Genomic DNA, 15,188 nt, shown 5'->3' on the forward strand with positions numbered 1-15,188 from the left:
GCCTCACCATGCTGGTCGTCGGCCCCACCGTGGCCGCCGCCGGCCCACCCACGTCCCCCGGCGCGGCGCCGGTGGTCACCGACGTCGGTGGGCCCGCGCGGCCGGGACCGGCTGGTTGTACGTTCTGCCCGCCCTGGTGATGTACGCGGTGTTCGTCCTACGCCCCCTCGCGCTGACCGTCCAGTACTCGCTCTACGACTGGAACGGCATCGGTGTGGCCCGCTGGGCGGGACTGGACAACTACGTCACCGTGTTCACCGACAGCGACCTGCTGAAAATCATCGGCAACGCGGTCATCCTGATCGTCTTCTTCAGCTTCATCCCGGTCGCCCTCGGGCTGCTGGTGGCGAGCATGGTTCGCCGGATCACCACCGGCGCGTTCGGGACCGTCGTCCGGACGATCCTGTTCCTGCCACAGGTCATTCCTCTGGTGGCGGCCGGTATCGCGTGGAGCTGGCTACTCTCGTCGAACGGGCTGATCAACCAGGTGCTGCGCGCCGTTGGCCTGGGCGGCCTTGCCCGCGCCTGGCTGGGCGACTTCGACACGGCGCTGCCCGCCGTGGGCGTGATCGGCGCCTGGGTCCTGCTCGGCCTCTGCACGATCCTGCTCGTCACCGGCATGAGCAAGATCGATCCGGCGCTCTACGAGGCCGCCCGCCTGGACGGCGCCGGGCCGGTCCGCGAGTTCCTCGCCGTGACCCTGCCCAGCCTGCGTCAGGAGATCGGGGTCTGCCTCACCGTGACGATCATCGCCGCGCTGGCCAGCTTTGACATCGTCTACATCTCCACCAGCGGCGGTCCTGGTCTCCAGACCACCGTTCCTGGTTTGGAGATCTATCGGCTGGCCTTCTCGCAGCGTCAGGTCGGGCTCGCCTCCGCGCTTGCTGTCGTCCTGATGCTGTTGGTGCTGGCCTGCGTGCTGCCGATCCAGCGACTGACCCGCGGGGAGAAGCCGTGAACCTGAGCCGACGTGAACAGGTGACCGGCCGGGTCTTCCTGATCGCACTGATCCTCGTCACCCTGCTGCCGTTCGTGAGCATGCTCTCGGCGGCGTTGCAGCCCCGCGGCACCGTGCCCAGCGGCCTGGCCTGGCCGTCGGATCCACAGTGGGGAAACTTCGCCGACGCCTTCACGGCCGCCAACATGGGTGCTCTGCTGCGCTCCAGCCTGCTCATCGTGGCCGGTGTCGTGCCGGTGTCCGTGCTCATCGCCACCATGGCCGGGTTCGGGCTCGGCCAGCTGCGGGTGCCCGGCGGCCGACTCGTCTTCGGCCTCCTCCTCCTCGGTCTGACACTGCCCTTCGAGGCCGTGGTCACCCCGCTCTATTACCAGATGCAGGATTTCGGCCTGCTCAACACCCGCTGGGCCATCATCCTGCCGCTGATCGGCCTGTACATGCCGTTCGCGGTGTTCTGGATGCGGGCGCACTTCACCAACGTGCCGGTCGAGCTGTCCGAGGCGGCCCGGGTGGACGGCAGCAGCACCTGGCAGCTGTTCTGGCGGGTCCAGGTGCCTCTCGCCCGCCCGGCCATCGCCTCGCTGACGATTCTGATGTTCCTCTGGACGTGGAACCAGTTCCTCCTCGCCATCGTCCTCGTCGATGACGCCACCAAACGCACCATGGCGGGGGCGCTCGGCGCATTCCAGGGCCAGTGGGGCACCGATCTGGTGCTGCTGTGCGCCGGATCGCTGCTGATCCTCACCCCCACCCTGATCGTGTTCCTGATCTTCCAGCGACAGTTCATCAAGGCTCTGATCCAGGGATCAGTGAAGGGGTAGGCAGTGGTTACGCAGCCGCAGATCCACGGCGACGTCGACGAACGCTACGGGCGCGTCGCCGACGTCTTCCGCGACAACTTCACCTCTCAGGGAGAGGTCGGTGCCGCGGTCACCGTCTACGCACGGGGCCGCAAGGTCGTCGACCTGTACGGCGGGGTGGCCGACACCCGTACCGGGCGGCCCTGGGACGCGCACACGCCGGTCGTCGTCTTCTCCTGTACCAAGGGAATCCTGGCGATCTGCGCCTACCTGCTGGTCCAGCAGGGCAGGCTCGACCTCGACGCTCCCGTGACGCGCTACTGGCCCGAGTTCGGGCAGCACGGCAAGGCGCACATCCCCGTGCGCTGGCTGCTCACGCACCAGGCCGGCCTGCCCGCGTTGGACCGCCCCCTGACCCTCGACGAGGTCCTGGCGTGGGACCCGGTCATCACATCGATCGAGGCGCAGGCGCCGTTGTGGCAGCCGGGTACCGCGCACGGGTACCACCCCATGACCTACGGCTGGCTGGTCGGTGAAGTGATTCGCCGTATCACTGGCCAACTACCCGGCGCGTTCTTCCGCGACACCGTCGCGGACCCGCTCGGCCTGCACACCTGGCTCGGGCTTCCGGTTGCCGAGAGCGACACTGTCGCATGGGGCCTCGCGCCACCTCCGGACGCCGACCCGTTCGTGGACCCGGTCGCCGAACGAGGAATCACCATGGGCGGGGCCTTCGCCTTTCCCGCCGACAGCGACGGTCTGGTCAGCTTCAACGACCCCGCCATCCGGGCCGCTGGTGTCCCCGGGGCGGGCGCGGTGAGCACTGCGGACGGCCTGGCGCGCCTCTACGCGGCCTGCGTGTCCACCATTCAGGGTGGGCCCCTGCTCACGGCCGGGTCGGTGGACGACGCGGTCGCCGTCCGTTCGCGGGGCCAGCAGCGACACGGCCCGCCGGACACCGGGCAGCGCTGGGGCACCGGCTTTCTGCTGCACTCGCCCCCGGCCCGGCCGCTGCTGGGTGAGCGCAGCTTCGGCCACGACGGCGCCGGCGGGAACCTGGCCTTCGCTGACGCCCAACATGAGGTGGGGTTCGGCTACGTGGTCAACCAGATGCGCGGAATGGGCGACGAGCGCGCCAACCGGCTCACTGCCGCCGTCGGCGCCTGCCTCGACGCCTGAGGCGGCCGGCGGACGAGGTCGGCGGCCTGCTCCGGGGTCTTACCCCGAGCCTCGTACGCCTGCCGCAACATCGCCGAGGAGTTGCGCGCGCCTGAGACGTTCAGCAGGTGGTCGTGCTCGCCGTGCGTGATCCAGACCGGCACCTCGGCCGCTGCGATGGCGGTTGCCTGCGCGGCGTTGACCGGGAAGCCGCCGGTCACCAGCCACCGGCGAACAGGTCTGGCGGCAGGGCTTCCGCTCGACCGCCGGCGCTCCGGCGCGTCAGCCAGCCCTGACGGTGTGCCGCTGCCGAATCAGCAGGCACGCCGGTGGGCTGGCTCTCCAGGGGGCACTGCAACAAACCTGCAAGCGCTAGCCCTTGCCTTCGGGGAAACCGCTTTCCTACCATTGCGTTACATCGATGTTTCATTCTTGGGCCGGGCGATCGTTTATCGAGCTACGCCACCAGGGGGACGCGTCTGCGCGGCGACTCCCTGCCGTGACCAGGTCGATGGGCATGTCGATGAAGCTTCATCGATTTACTGTCGCCAATTTCTCAGCGGTCGAGAGCGTTCCTACCGGCAGGTGGGCGGTCACGACCGCCGCAGGCACCGGCACAAACCAAACGAATGCGAAGGTGACGCGAGATGAGACGACCAGTCGCGCTGCGACTTCAGGCAGCGCTGGCCACGGCAGCCGTTGGGATCGCGATCGGGGTGACCCTGCCAACCCCACAGGCGTCGGCGGCGGCCGGCAACGCCACCGGCTACGCCACCCAGAACGGCGGGACCACCGGCGGTGCGGGCGGGCAGACGGTACGGGCCACCACGGGCACGGCGATCCATGCGGCGCTGTGCGGTCGGGCCAGTAGCAGCACCCCGATCACCATTGAGGTCACGGGGACCATCAACCACGGCAACACCAGCAAGGTGTCGGGTTCGAGCTGCAACACCGCGGCGGGCGTGATCGAGCTCAAGCAGATCAGCAACGTCACCATCATCGGGGTCGGCAGCGGAGCCGTCTTCGACCAGATCGGCATCCACATCCGCGACTCCAGCAACATCATCATCCAGAACGTGACCGTCCGGAACGTCAAGAAGTCGGGCTCGCCCACCTCCAACGGTGGAGACGCCATCGGCATGGAGAGCACGGTCCGTAACGTCTGGGTCGATCACGTCACCCTGGAGGCCTCGGGCGGGGAGTCGGAGGGGTACGACGGCCTCTTCGACATGAAGGACAACACCCAGTACGTGACCCTGTCGTACAGCGTCCTGCGCAACTCCGGTCGCGGCGGCCTCGTCGGGTCCAGCGAGAGCGACCTCTCGAACGGCTTCATCACGTACCACCACAACCTGTACGAGAACATCGACTCCCGGACGCCGCTGTTGCGCGGTGGCACGGCGCACATCTACAACAACCACTACGTCAGCCTCCACGAGTCGGGCATCAACTCGCGGGCGGGGGCCAAGGCCAAGGTGGAGAACAACTACTTCCGGAACTCCAAGGACGTCCTGGGCACCTTCTACACCAACGAGCGTGGCTACTGGCAGGTCAGCGGCAACGTCTTCGACAACGTGACCTGGTCCAGCGCCGGCAGCGAGAACTACCCCGCCGGCCCCAACCCGACGTCCAACACCACCGTCAGCATCCCGTATTCGTACAGCCTCGACGGGGCGAGCTGCGTGCCCGACATCGTTCGTCAGACGGTGGGCGCCAACACGGGTCTGAAGGTGTCGAACGGCAGCTGCTCGCCGCAGACCCCGTCGCCGACCACACCTCCGCCCACCACCCCGCCGCCCACGACGCCTCCGCCGACCACGCCTCCGCCGACCACCACCCCGCCCCCGCCCAGCGGGACCAACCTCAGCCTCGGTGCCGGTGCCGATGGCTCCAGCAAGGCCAGCGGGACAAGCTACGGCAACGTGCGCGACGGCAACATCAGCACCTACTGGTCGCCGGCCGGATCGACCGGCTCCATCTCGATCAAGTGGGGTTCCGCCACCCGGGTGTCCCGAGTGATCATCCGCGAGCCGTCGGGAACCCAGGGCTCCATCGGGTCCTGGCAGCTCATCAACCACGACACGGGGGGTGTCCTGGCCTCCGGCAGCGGGGCGGGTTCCATCACCTTCTCCGCGACCTCACTGAGCAAGATCACCTTCATGATCAACAGCTCGGGCGGTGCGCCGCGGGTCGGTGAGTTCGAGACGTACGCCAGCTAGCAGCCGGCGCGGGGCGGGAGCGGTGACACTGTCGCTCCCGCCCCGCGTGCGCGTACCCGTCACGAATGTGCCGCCGGCAGGGTGTCCATGAAGGAGCTGACCGAGAACACGGCCCGGCCGGGCCCGGCCGGGCCGTATCCGGGTGGGCTGGACAGGCCGTGGGCGTCCATCGTTGCCCGGTAGACCTCAAGCAGCCGGACATGGTATTCGAGCGGTGCTCCCTCGGGGTTGGCCCGGCCGAGCGGCGTGGTGGGCTCCGGGCACCAGGTGGTGAACCGTGGCGTGATCCCTTTCGACATGAAGTATTGAAGCCCTTCGGCGGTGGAGTCGATCGCCTCGCTCACGGTCGTGAAGCCGTGCGGGGCGGCCATCTCGATGCCCGCCACGAAGTTCGGGATCACGTTGCGCGGGCCGAACACCTCGGCAGAATCGAGGATGCGGCGGTGCCATTCCTCCCGGCCGACGTACCGCTCCTTACCCGGGCAGTACAACTCGAACAGCCGCTTGTCCCACACCTCGTAGTTGGGGTGGTAGATACGGATTCCGTAGTCGTGGAATCGTTGCACGTCAGCTCGGGGCAGCGCCTGGGCGACGACCTTGCCGATCCACCGCCCCGGAAACCGCTCCTCGATCGCCTGGGCGTACTGACCGTAGAAGTCCGCCTCGGCCAGCCCTCCGACCTGCGAGGTGATGCTGCCACCGGTGAGGGTGTATGCCTGTGAAGCCCGGTCGGTGTCGTGCCGGTCGATGATCTCCAGAGCCTCCAGCACCTCGTCAACGGGCTTCACACCGGTGTAGGGGCGGCCAGCCTGTTTGTGTTGCCGCCAGTTGTGGTTGATGTCGCAGTACTGGCACTCCTCTTTGGCGCCGAAGTATTGGCAGACCCGAAACGCGGTCAGGTAGATGAGATAGCCCCACTGAATCGTCGGAGCGACCTCCATCACCGACTTACCGTTGGCCAGCGTCTCGCGGTAGTACGCCGGCATCGGAGGTAGTCCGACATCGGCGACCGGCCGTCCGTCCAGGAACAGGCGCAGTCGTCCGTCGCTGTCGGTTCGGACCCGGTACGGCGAGCTGGGGTTGGTGCGGACCGAGACGACGGTGCGGCGCAGCTCGTACGGCCCCCCGCTGAGCACGATCTCCTCCGGCGGCCGGCGCAGAGCGGCCGTCCCCAACTCCGGCAGCGTCCGGTGATCGAAGGAGAAGATGAAGTACGACTTCGGCTTGATGTTGCCGTTCTCGTTGTCCGTCAGCGCCGCGTCGTCGAAGGCGAGTCCGCCGCGCAGCAGATCCTCCTTGAGGACCGCCTCTCGCGGCACCTGCGGGAAACGGCTCATCAGTTCTTCGATGAGGTGGGTGCGCGACGCCATACGGGCCTCCTGAACGCGGTGAACCGAACCGGGTGGCAGCACCACCCGGCTCCGGCGGATCAGCTCTGCTTGGTCTCCCAGAAGATCTTCGAGATCTCCTCGATCTTCGCGAGGAGTTGCTCCGCGACGGCCGGGTCCGCGACTCCCTTCGCGCCGCCGGCACCGGCCAGCTTGGTGGCCTCGTTGAAGAGTCCGTGTAGCTGCGGGTACTTCTCGAAGTGCGGTGCCTTGAAGTAGTCGGTCCACAGGACCCAGAGGTGGTGCTTGACCAGCTCGGCCCGCTGCTCCTTGATGATCAGCGATCGCGTCCGGAACTCCGGATCGTCGCTGGCCTGGTACTTCTCGGAGATTGCCTTGATCGACTCCGCCTCGATGCGGGCCTGCGCCGGGTCGTAGACGCCGCAGGGGAGATCGCAGTGCGCGCTCACGACGGTGCGCGGGCGGAGAAGGCGTGGCAGGTGCATCAAAATTCCTCCGACAACAGTGATGAGGTGACGAACTCCTGAGCGTGCCAGGCCAGCCGTTCGTCATTCGGTCCATGGAGAGTCTCGCGGCGAGGGCGCGACTTGATCCACCCGATGACGCTAGAACCTCAACCGTGCTTCAAGTCAAACTGCGCGGGCGGAGCCAGTCTGGCCAGGAGTGCGTCCAGGGACAGGTCCGCGGCACTGGGCAGCAGGAGGTCCGCGGCCGTGAACCGGCCGTGGTCCGCGTGCGGGTTCGGTACCGCGACGCAGCGGAGCCCAGCGGCGTGTGCCGCCGCTACGCCGTGCGCGGTGTCCTCGAACGCGACCGCCTGCTCCGCAGGCAGCCCGAGTCGCTCCAGCGCCAGCAGGTAGACGGCTGGATCTGGCTTGTGCGCGGGCACTTCCTCGCCGGTTGCCAGCACCTCGAACCGTGCCCGTAGCCCTGCCCGATCCAGCAGGGCGCCGACGTGTGTGATCGGGGAGCTGCTCGCCACGGCGAGCCGCAGCCCCAGCTCCGCGGCCCGGTCCAGCCACCCGAGGATGCCGGGTGCGGGCTTCAGCGCCGAGTTCAGTTCTGCTCGGTACGCCATCCGCAGCGCGTGGCTGGACGCGCGCTCGTAGGCCGGCCCGACCACCGCTTCGAGCGCGGCGTAACGCGCCTCGTTCGCATCGCCGCCGTGGTCGGCGAAGAAACCTGTGGGATCGAGCAGCAGGCCATGCCGCCGCCACTCCCAGCGCCAGCTCTCCAGCAGCGTCGTCTCGGTGTCCATCAGCAGACCGTCGAAGTCGAGGATCAGCGCCTTGGTCGTCACAACGGCCAGTATCCCGGTCCCGGCCGCGGTACACCGGAAGCAGGCTCACTGCCTCCTGACGTGCTGATTCCGGATGAGGGTCAGCAGGGCGGCATGCGTCCGCTCGTCGGCTGCCACGACAAGGCCGTCCCCGCCAGCGTCAAGCGGCTGGCCGTCGATCCCGGTGACCACACAACCGGCCGACTGACAGAGGGTGATGCCGGCCGCGAAGTGGACGCTGTCCTGGAGACGGTGGCCGTCCGTGACGTAGGCGGCGCGGCGGCCGGCAGCGACCCAGGCCACGGCCAGGGTGGTGGAGACCACCCGTGGGCGGAACTGCTCGATGAAGCCGTCGTCGGCGAGCATCCGGGCGGCCAGGAAGACGTTCCTGTTGGGGAATGGCGGGTCGAGATTGACATCGACCAGTCTCGACTCGGCCGACGGGGCAAGTCGTTCGTCCGTATCACCACGCCGGACATACGCGGCGGTGCCGTCGGTCCAGAACACCTCACTGGTGAACGGGTCCGCCGAGGCGGCCACGTCGACGTGTGTCCCGCTTCGCAGAGCGACGTTGACCGAGGTCAGCATGTTCCGCACGGCATAGTTCAACGTTCCGCACAACGGATCGACCAGCCACATACGTCCGTTCCCGCCGGAGCCCGTACGGCCGCTCTCCTCACCCAACACGACGTCGTCCGGACGCGCCGCGCGCAAGATGTCGAGGATGGCCTTCTCCGCCTCGACGTCGGCGGTGGTGGCGAAGTCGTCCCCGATCTTCATGAAGCGTGTCAGCGATGAGCCGTAATGAGAGCGGACGACTGCGGCTCCGGCTTCCGCCGCCTCGATGGCCAGCGCATAGTCTCTGATCGACATACACAAACCTTAGGAGCCACGCCAGACCGGCGCCATCTCGTGCGCCGCCGCCGGCCCCTGGTCGCGGGCTGCCGGGCAGACGAGAGTGCAGGCGACATCGGTGTACGCCTGACCTGTCGCAGGTCACGCCACGGTGAGGGTCAGTCCGGCAGCTCGATGATCGGCAGGTGGCTGACGACCGCCGTCATGATCATTGGAGCGTCGCCGTCGCACTGGTTGACCGAGACCGCGATCCACCGGCCTTCGGCCGTCGTCGGCCCCCAGACCGTCAGGTCGCCGTAGCAGTCCATATCGCACAGCGATTGAAACAGCGTCGGCATGGGTTGGCCGGCCTGGTCCCGAAACAGCGGTACGCGCATGGAGACCTGCCGGTGCGGGCCCCACCGGTGGTCGAGCTCCCGTACGACGAGGGCCAGGTTCGCCTCAGCGGCTTCCTCCGCCCGGTTCCATTCGGCCCCGTACACGCCCGTGAGGTCTTCGCTCTCCCAGAGTGGCGAGATCCGAAAGCCCTCGCCCCGGGTGCCGGTCCACTCGCCGGTGGCCGGATCCCCCTCGGTGACCGGGGCGCCCTGTGTGGGCAGATCCGCGGCGAGCATCGACTCGATGTCGAACACCGCCCGACGGGTCTCGAACGCCTCACCCGCCCGACCAGTCATCGCACGCCTCGTTCCGCCGCTCGCGGTCTGCACCACATCAGTCGCACGCCTGCCCCCTCAGCCACCGGCCCTCGATCATCGCCCACGTCAACGTTGGTGAGCCAGGGTTTGAGGTGCACGCGCCGTCTCCTGGCCTATGCCGCTTCGTCTGATGTCGAGGCTCGGGCAGAGGCAATGGTCCGTCCACGCTCCGACTCGGGAAAGCGGTCGAGCATGGCACGCACCTCGTCAGCGCTCACGTCGGCGCCGAACAACTCGCTGCCCGGTTCGAGCCGTACCCCCTCGGCGAGAGGGCCGGCGACGACCGGATCGAAGCCGAGCGCGTCAACAAGGGCCGCGACCGCGGTGAGATCAGCGGGATCGTCGCCAGCGATCGCGATGGCCTTGCGGCCGGCCGCTCCAGCTGGCCGCGCCTCGTCCTCGAGATCGTGGTAGCCCATGTGGTTGAACGCCTTGACGACGTGGGAGCCGGACAGAAACGCCTGGACGATCTCGCTCGACGAGGTACGGGGGTCGGTGAGGTCGTCACGGATGCCGTCGATCTCCCACCAGTAGTTCATGGCGTCGACGACGAGCTTGCCGTGCAACGCCTCAGCGGGAAGGCTGCGGTACTTGCCCAACGGAAGGGCGAGGACGACGATGTCGGCGCCAGCGGCAGCGTCAACCGCGGTGGTTGCTGCCGCTCCCGGTGCGAGCACCTCGACGGTGAGGGCGATCTTCGCCGGGTCGCCGGAGCCGGCGACCAGCACCCGATAGCCGGCGGCGACGGCGAGCCGAGCGAGCACCGTTCCCACCTTGCCGGCCCCGAGGACACCGAGGGTCTGGGGCCGGCTCCGGTCGTTGTCGTTCATGACTTCCTTCCAGGACCAAGGGCGTCCGTTGGCGTTGTTCAGCTGGCGAGGATGTCACGGACCATGGGGATCACCTTGGAGCCGTACAGTTCCACCGCCCGCATCCGGGCGCTCACCGGCTGCGCTCCGGCCGAGTAGATGAGGTCGAACCTGCCGACGCCGAGACTGCGGATCGCCCGCGCCATCCGGCGGGCCACGGTCTCCGGTGAGCCGATGTAGAGGGAACCGTTCTCCACCTCGGAGTCGAACTCCTGGCGGCGGATCGGCGGCCAACCCCGCAGTGCGCCGATCCGGTTTCGCATGACCCGGTAGTGCGGCCAGAACACCTCTTTGGCCTCCTCGTCGGTGTCGGCGATGAAGCCTGGCGAGTGCATCCCAACCGGGTGCGCGGTCGTGCCGAGCTGCTCCGCGGCCCTCCGATAGAGGTCCATGTAGGGCGTGAACCGTTCGGGAGCACCGCCGATGATGGCGAGCATGAGCGGGAGCCCGTACTGGGCGGTACGCACGACCGACTGCGGCGAGCCTCCCACGCCGACCCAGGTGCTGAGGTGTCCCGATTCTGTCTTCGGGAAGACGTCGGCGTTGTCCAGCGGGGCACGCAGGGTGCCGCTCCAGGTGACCGGCTTCTCGTCCAGCAACTTCACGAACAGCTCGATCTTCTCCTCGAACAGCGTGTCGTAGTCGCGCAGGTCGTAGCCGAAGAGGGGGAACGACTCGGTGAACGAGCCGCGACCGAGGATGACCTCGGCCCGGCCGTGCGACAGCGCGTCCACCGTGGCGAAGCGCTGGAACACCCGGACCGGGTCGTCCGAACTCAGCACGGTCACGCCGGAGGCCAGCCGGATCCGTGAGGTACGGGTGGCGATTCCGGCCAGCACGGTCTCCGGGGTCGACACCGAGTACTCGGGCCGGTGGTGCTCGCCCAGGGCGATGACGTCGACGCCGAGCTCGTCGGCGAGCACCGCCTCGTCGACGACCTGCCGGATCGCCGCAGCGTGGGAAACGAGCTTGCCGGCATCGTCCTCTGGTACGTCGCCGAAGGTGTCGAGGCCGAACAAGAGATCAGACATGGGTGGGCTCCTTCGCCAACAGCTCCCGGACCCGCGGCGCGACCTCACTGCCCAGCAGTTCGATGGTGCGCGCGCGTGCCTCGCGGGGCAGGTGCATGATGTCGTACTTCAGATCGAAGCGGCTCAACCGCAGGTCGCGGGCGACCGTGGCGATCTTCCGCGCCACCGTCTCGGGTGACCCGACGAAGAGTGCTCCGCGGGCGATTTCGACTTCGTAACGTGCACGGTCCGGTTGGTAGAAGCCGCGTTCCTCGGCGAGCCGCGCCACGACCGGCTCCCAGTAGCGCCACCACGTCTCCACCGCCTCCTCGTCGGTGTCTGCGACAAGGCCGAGTGAGTGCTGCCCGATTGGCTGCAGGGTATGCCCGAATTGTTCGAGGGCCTTGGTGTAGAGGTCGACGTGACCGGCGAACCGCTGGGGGCGCCCGCCGATGATCGCGAGCATGAGCGGAAGTCCGTGACGGGCGGCGCGGATCACCGAATTCGGGCTACCCCCGACGCCGATCCACGTCGGGATGCCGCCGGCCCCCATCCGAGGGTGCAGGCGCTGTTCGGCCAGAGGGCTCCGCACGGTGCCGGACCAGGTGACTGGTTCGTCCCGCTGAAGCCGCATGAAGAGGTCCAGCTTCTCCTCGAACAACCGTTCATAGTCGGTCAGGTCATAGCCGAACAGCGGAAACGACTCGGTCGCCGATGCGCGTCCAAGCACCATCTGGGCGCGGCCGTTCGACACCGCGTCGAGGGTGGCGAACTCGTGGTACAGCCGTACCGGATCGTTCGTGCTGAGCACCGTGACGGAGGTGCCGAGCCGAATCCGCTCGGTCGCCGTCGCGACTGCCGCGAGCAACACGGGTGCCGCCGAGTCGTTGTGGCCCTCTCGGTAGTGCTCACCGAGGCTGAACACGTTGAGCCCGACCGACTCGGCGAGCCGCGCCTCGTCCACGAGTAGCCGCACGGTCTCGGCGTCGGTCAGGACCCGGCCGCCGTCGGTGGCCACCTCCCCGAACGAGTTGAGCCCCAGCTCGAAGCCTGCAACTGCCATCGTTCTCTCCTCGTGCTCCCCGGCGGTGCCCCGCTGAAGCGGACGTACCGGTTGACGTGTCAATGATGCTAACTTGGCGATTGACACGTCAATTCCAGGAGACTGACATGACGGAGGCCACACCCGGCCGGCGGGGACGCCAACTCCCGACCGCCGAGGAGCTACGGATCTGGCGGGACTTCATCGAGACCACAGGGGCGCTCGGTTCACGGCTGGAGTCCCGCCTGCAAAGCGACTCCTCGCTGTCGACGGGGGACTACGCCGTACTGCTTGCTCTCACTGAGGCGCACGGCCAGGCGATGCGTTCCTCCGAACTGGCGTCACACATCGGTTGGGAGCGAAGCCGGCTCTCCCACCACCTGGGGCGAATGGAGCGGCGCGGCCTCATCCGCCGGCAGGAGTGCGCAACTGTTCCCCGAGGGGCGGAGGTGCTGCTCACAACGACCGGAGCCGAAGCGTTCCAGGGAGCCACTTTTCCGCATCTGCGCGCTATTCGTGAGCTCTTCGTCGACGCCCTCACACCGGAGCAGATCCTCGCGGCAGGCGAGATCGCAGCGGCACTCAGAGCGCACCTCGACGTCCTGCGCAAGGAGTGATCACCAGGCGCCTCTTCGATCATCTGACCCCGCCGGTCGTTGAGCCAGGTGCCAACCCTGCGCTCGAAGCAGCGTGGGCACGTGGACCTGGCGGCGTAGGCGATGACTCAACGGGCCTTGGCCAGCAGGAACGCCTGATCGTCGCGCTCCGTGCCCCGAGCACGTCGCACCAGGCGGCACTGCTCCCGCAGGCCGGCGGCCTCGATCTCGGCAGCGACCTGGTCCGCCGTGTAACGGTGGCGTTCAAGGCGGATCTCGTGGCCGAACCGGCGGTACGCCGCACCCACGTCGCGCGAACCCTCACCGGCCTGAAATCCGACGAGCAGATGGCCCGATGGGCGAAGGACCCGGGCCGCCTCCGCGAAGATGCGCGCCTGCCCGGTGGGAGGTGTGTGGATGGTGGAGTACCACAGCAGCACACCGGCGAACTGGTCGTTGCGGTAGGGGAGGGCGGCCAACGAGCCGACGGTGAACGTCAGGTCGGAGTGGTCGCGTCGGGCCATGGCGACCATGCCCGGAGACAGATCGACTCCCTGCACCAGACACCCGCGCTCGGTGAGGTACCGGCTCATCCGGCCGGGGCCGCACCCGGCGTCGAGGACGTGTGCGTCGCCTCCCGACGTCACCGCCTCGGCGAACGCGTCGATCATGGCGAGGTCGAGTGGAGCCTCGGCGCGCGTGTCCGGCAGATAGGCGGCGTAGTCCCCGGCCACCGTGTCGTAGGCACGTCGCACGCCGCGGAAGTCGAGCGGATCTGAGGGCGAGAAAGTCACGGGCCGCATCATTGCACCGGCGAGGCACCACCCGGTCTGGGCTCCAGCACCACCACTGCGGTTTCCGACGGCCTCCGTGTCGCGTGGAGCGCGATGTTCGCGTCGACCTCGCACCAGCGTGCCCACAGTCGCGGTCGCTCGCCGTCGGTGGCGGCGCGACCGTGTACCAGTCGCCGCCCGTCGACCAGTTCGATGGACGCGCCCGGATGCGCCTGCAGGTTGAGCCACCAGGCCGGCTCGCCCGCACCCCACCCGTTCATCGCCAGCGTGACGAGGTTCGGGCCATCCTCGAGGTATCCGACGATGACGCTGCGCTGTTGACCGCTGCGACGGCCCGTGGTGGTCAGCCGCAGCGTGCCCCACCCGCTCGGGCGCGGACGCCACAGCCCGAACCGGCCGCCCGAGACCCGGTACAGGCCGCGATGCACTGACCAGGCCAGGCGGATGAACCAACGCGGCGGAAGCTTCGGCATCTTCGCCCCTGGACCGTCCGACATGATGGCCTCCTACACCTACGTGTTGCGGTCGTGGTGAGTCGCGGCTGCGGGCTGATGGATCGGGATCACAGTCTCCGCGTGCGAGTGCAGAGCGCATCCTGTTGTCCATGATCCGACCCAGGACCGGACCGTTCGACTGAGTCCGCGAATCACCGCCGATGGCGCGAGGGTCGTCCTGCAGCGAGATCGACGGGGGCTACCGCTGCCAGGCGTCGATCGTTCGTACGCCGTCGCGGAGGGCACGGTCCATGATGGCGGGGTTGCCGCTGGTGCCCTCCCACCCCTGATCGTGGAAGACCGTCACCGTGGTGTCGACGCGTGCCACGGCGATCTGGCTGGACGCATTACCGCCGGTGCGTTCTCCGTTCAGGCTCGTCTCGGCCCACGTTCGGGTCAGCAGCAGGGCCTCGTCGCCGACGCCGGGCAGGGCCTGGCCCTTCACGGTGACCGGGTTCCCGGACTGGTCGTAGGAGGGGCATGCCTCCACGGCGGTGCGGAGACGTCCCATGTACCCCGCGGCGCCGGCGCCGTCGAAGGTGAAGATGGTTTGGTGGATCATCCCCTGCGGCACGTTGGTCGGTGGCTCGTCAGCCTTCTTGTAGGTGACGGTCATTGCCGCGCTCGCGGTGACCTGTCGGCCTCCGGTGCTGAACTCGTTGCCACACAGCTTCGGCAGGGCATCCGCGACGGGTGTGGCCCGTCGCGGAGACTTTCGCAGCTCGGGCGGCAACTCGACGAAGGCCGACGTCGGGATGGTCGCCTGGGTGCTCGCGCTCGGTGATGGTTGGCCGGTCGGGTTCGTTGATGCCGGTGCGGTCGTCGGCACCGTGGTCGACGGGGCTGGGTCGGGCGAGTCCTCAGCGGCGGTGCAGGCAGTGCCGAGTGCGATGGTGCCGAGCAGCGGGATCAGCGCAAGCAGCCTTCGCGTACGCATGGGCGGTGGCGGCGTGTGTCGACTCATGATCACCCCTCGTCTATCCCCGGGCAGTTCCCTACGACGAGCCGCCCGAAACGACCCGGGGCAGCCGCCGGTCGCCGAACGGTGCTGTGGGAATCGGGGTGTGCCC

16 protein-coding genes are annotated in these 15,188 nt (G+C 68.2%); 5 read left to right on the forward strand and 11 right to left on the reverse strand.

Annotated elements, in window-relative coordinates:
• The first annotated feature begins 115 nt into the window (after positions 1-115).
• From ABZT18_RS08750 to ABZT18_RS08765, 4 genes are all read left to right on the forward strand, one after another.
• Positions 116-958 (forward strand): sugar ABC transporter permease, encoded by an 843-nt coding sequence (locus tag ABZT18_RS08750; RefSeq protein ID WP_354997335.1) that lies wholly within the window; start codon positions 116-118, stop codon positions 956-958.
• A complete protein-coding gene (locus tag ABZT18_RS08755; protein WP_272616810.1) occupies positions 955-1,779 on the forward strand; it encodes a carbohydrate ABC transporter permease in 825 nt (274 codons plus the stop codon). The genes ABZT18_RS08750 and ABZT18_RS08755 overlap by 4 nt, the downstream gene beginning before the upstream one ends.
• Positions 1,780-1,782: 3 nt before the next feature.
• Positions 1,783-2,937, forward strand: coding sequence for a serine hydrolase domain-containing protein (locus ABZT18_RS08760; RefSeq protein WP_354997336.1), 1,155 nt, complete (start codon positions 1,783-1,785; stop codon positions 2,935-2,937).
• Positions 2,938-3,563: 626 nt separating this feature from the next.
• Positions 3,564-5,135 (forward strand): polysaccharide lyase family 1 protein, encoded by a 1,572-nt coding sequence (locus ABZT18_RS08765; RefSeq protein WP_354997337.1) that lies wholly within the window; start codon positions 3,564-3,566, stop codon positions 5,133-5,135.
• 59 nt (positions 5,136-5,194) lie between these two features.
• Here the strand turns inward: ABZT18_RS08765 and ABZT18_RS08770 are convergent, their stop codons facing one another.
• From ABZT18_RS08770 to ABZT18_RS08805, 8 genes are all read right to left on the reverse strand, one after another.
• On the reverse strand, positions 5,195-6,505 hold the full coding sequence (locus tag ABZT18_RS08770) for a radical SAM protein (RefSeq protein ID WP_354997338.1): 1,311 nt from the start codon (positions 6,503-6,505) through the stop codon (positions 5,195-5,197).
• Between the two features lie 59 nt (positions 6,506-6,564).
• A complete protein-coding gene (gene sodN / locus ABZT18_RS08775; RefSeq protein WP_354997339.1) occupies positions 6,565-6,969 on the reverse strand; it encodes a superoxide dismutase, Ni in 405 nt (134 codons plus the stop codon).
• A gap of 128 nt (positions 6,970-7,097) precedes the next feature.
• Positions 7,098-7,784 (reverse strand): HAD-IA family hydrolase, encoded by a 687-nt coding sequence (locus ABZT18_RS08780; protein WP_354997340.1) that lies wholly within the window; start codon positions 7,782-7,784, stop codon positions 7,098-7,100.
• Positions 7,785-7,829: 45 nt separating this feature from the next.
• On the reverse strand, positions 7,830-8,636 hold the full coding sequence (locus tag ABZT18_RS08785) for an inositol monophosphatase family protein (protein ID WP_354997341.1): 807 nt from the start codon (positions 8,634-8,636) through the stop codon (positions 7,830-7,832).
• Positions 8,637-8,776: 140 nt separating this feature from the next.
• Positions 8,777-9,292 (reverse strand): hypothetical protein, encoded by a 516-nt coding sequence (locus ABZT18_RS08790; RefSeq protein WP_354997342.1) that lies wholly within the window; start codon positions 9,290-9,292, stop codon positions 8,777-8,779.
• Between the two features lie 134 nt (positions 9,293-9,426).
• The gene (locus tag ABZT18_RS08795; RefSeq protein ID WP_354997378.1) at positions 9,427-10,185 is read right to left on the reverse strand and encodes an NAD(P)-binding domain-containing protein; all 759 of its coding nucleotides are present in this window, start codon (positions 10,183-10,185) and stop codon (positions 9,427-9,429) included.
• The gene (locus ABZT18_RS08800) at positions 10,182-11,213 is read right to left on the reverse strand and encodes an LLM class flavin-dependent oxidoreductase (RefSeq protein ID WP_354997343.1); all 1,032 of its coding nucleotides are present in this window, start codon (positions 11,211-11,213) and stop codon (positions 10,182-10,184) included. The genes ABZT18_RS08795 and ABZT18_RS08800 overlap by 4 nt, the downstream gene beginning before the upstream one ends.
• Positions 11,206-12,255 (reverse strand): LLM class flavin-dependent oxidoreductase, encoded by a 1,050-nt coding sequence (locus ABZT18_RS08805; RefSeq protein WP_354997344.1) that lies wholly within the window; start codon positions 12,253-12,255, stop codon positions 11,206-11,208. The genes ABZT18_RS08800 and ABZT18_RS08805 overlap by 8 nt, the downstream gene beginning before the upstream one ends.
• 107 nt (positions 12,256-12,362) lie before the next feature.
• Between ABZT18_RS08805 and ABZT18_RS08810 the strand changes: the two genes are divergently transcribed.
• Complete coding sequence (locus tag ABZT18_RS08810) at positions 12,363-12,851, forward strand: MarR family transcriptional regulator (protein ID WP_354997345.1); 489 nt, start codon at positions 12,363-12,365, stop codon at positions 12,849-12,851.
• Between the two features lie 107 nt (positions 12,852-12,958).
• On the opposite strand, the gene ABZT18_RS08815 is transcribed toward ABZT18_RS08810, so the two are convergent.
• From ABZT18_RS08815 to ABZT18_RS08825, 3 genes are all read right to left on the reverse strand, one after another.
• Positions 12,959-13,624, reverse strand: coding sequence for a class I SAM-dependent methyltransferase (locus ABZT18_RS08815; protein ID WP_354997346.1), 666 nt, complete (start codon positions 13,622-13,624; stop codon positions 12,959-12,961).
• Positions 13,625-13,632: 8 nt separating this feature from the next.
• Positions 13,633-14,121 (reverse strand): nitroreductase family deazaflavin-dependent oxidoreductase, encoded by a 489-nt coding sequence (locus tag ABZT18_RS08820; RefSeq protein WP_354997347.1) that lies wholly within the window; start codon positions 14,119-14,121, stop codon positions 13,633-13,635.
• Positions 14,122-14,317: 196 nt separating this feature from the next.
• Positions 14,318-15,082, reverse strand: a complete 765-nt coding sequence (locus tag ABZT18_RS08825) for a hypothetical protein (RefSeq protein ID WP_354997348.1) — start codon at positions 15,080-15,082, stop codon at positions 14,318-14,320.
• Positions 15,083-15,188: the final 106 nt, after the last annotated feature.

This window comes from Micromonospora sp. NPDC005291, assembly GCF_040607415.1.
Lineage (GTDB): Bacteria > Actinomycetota > Actinomycetes > Mycobacteriales > Micromonosporaceae > Micromonospora.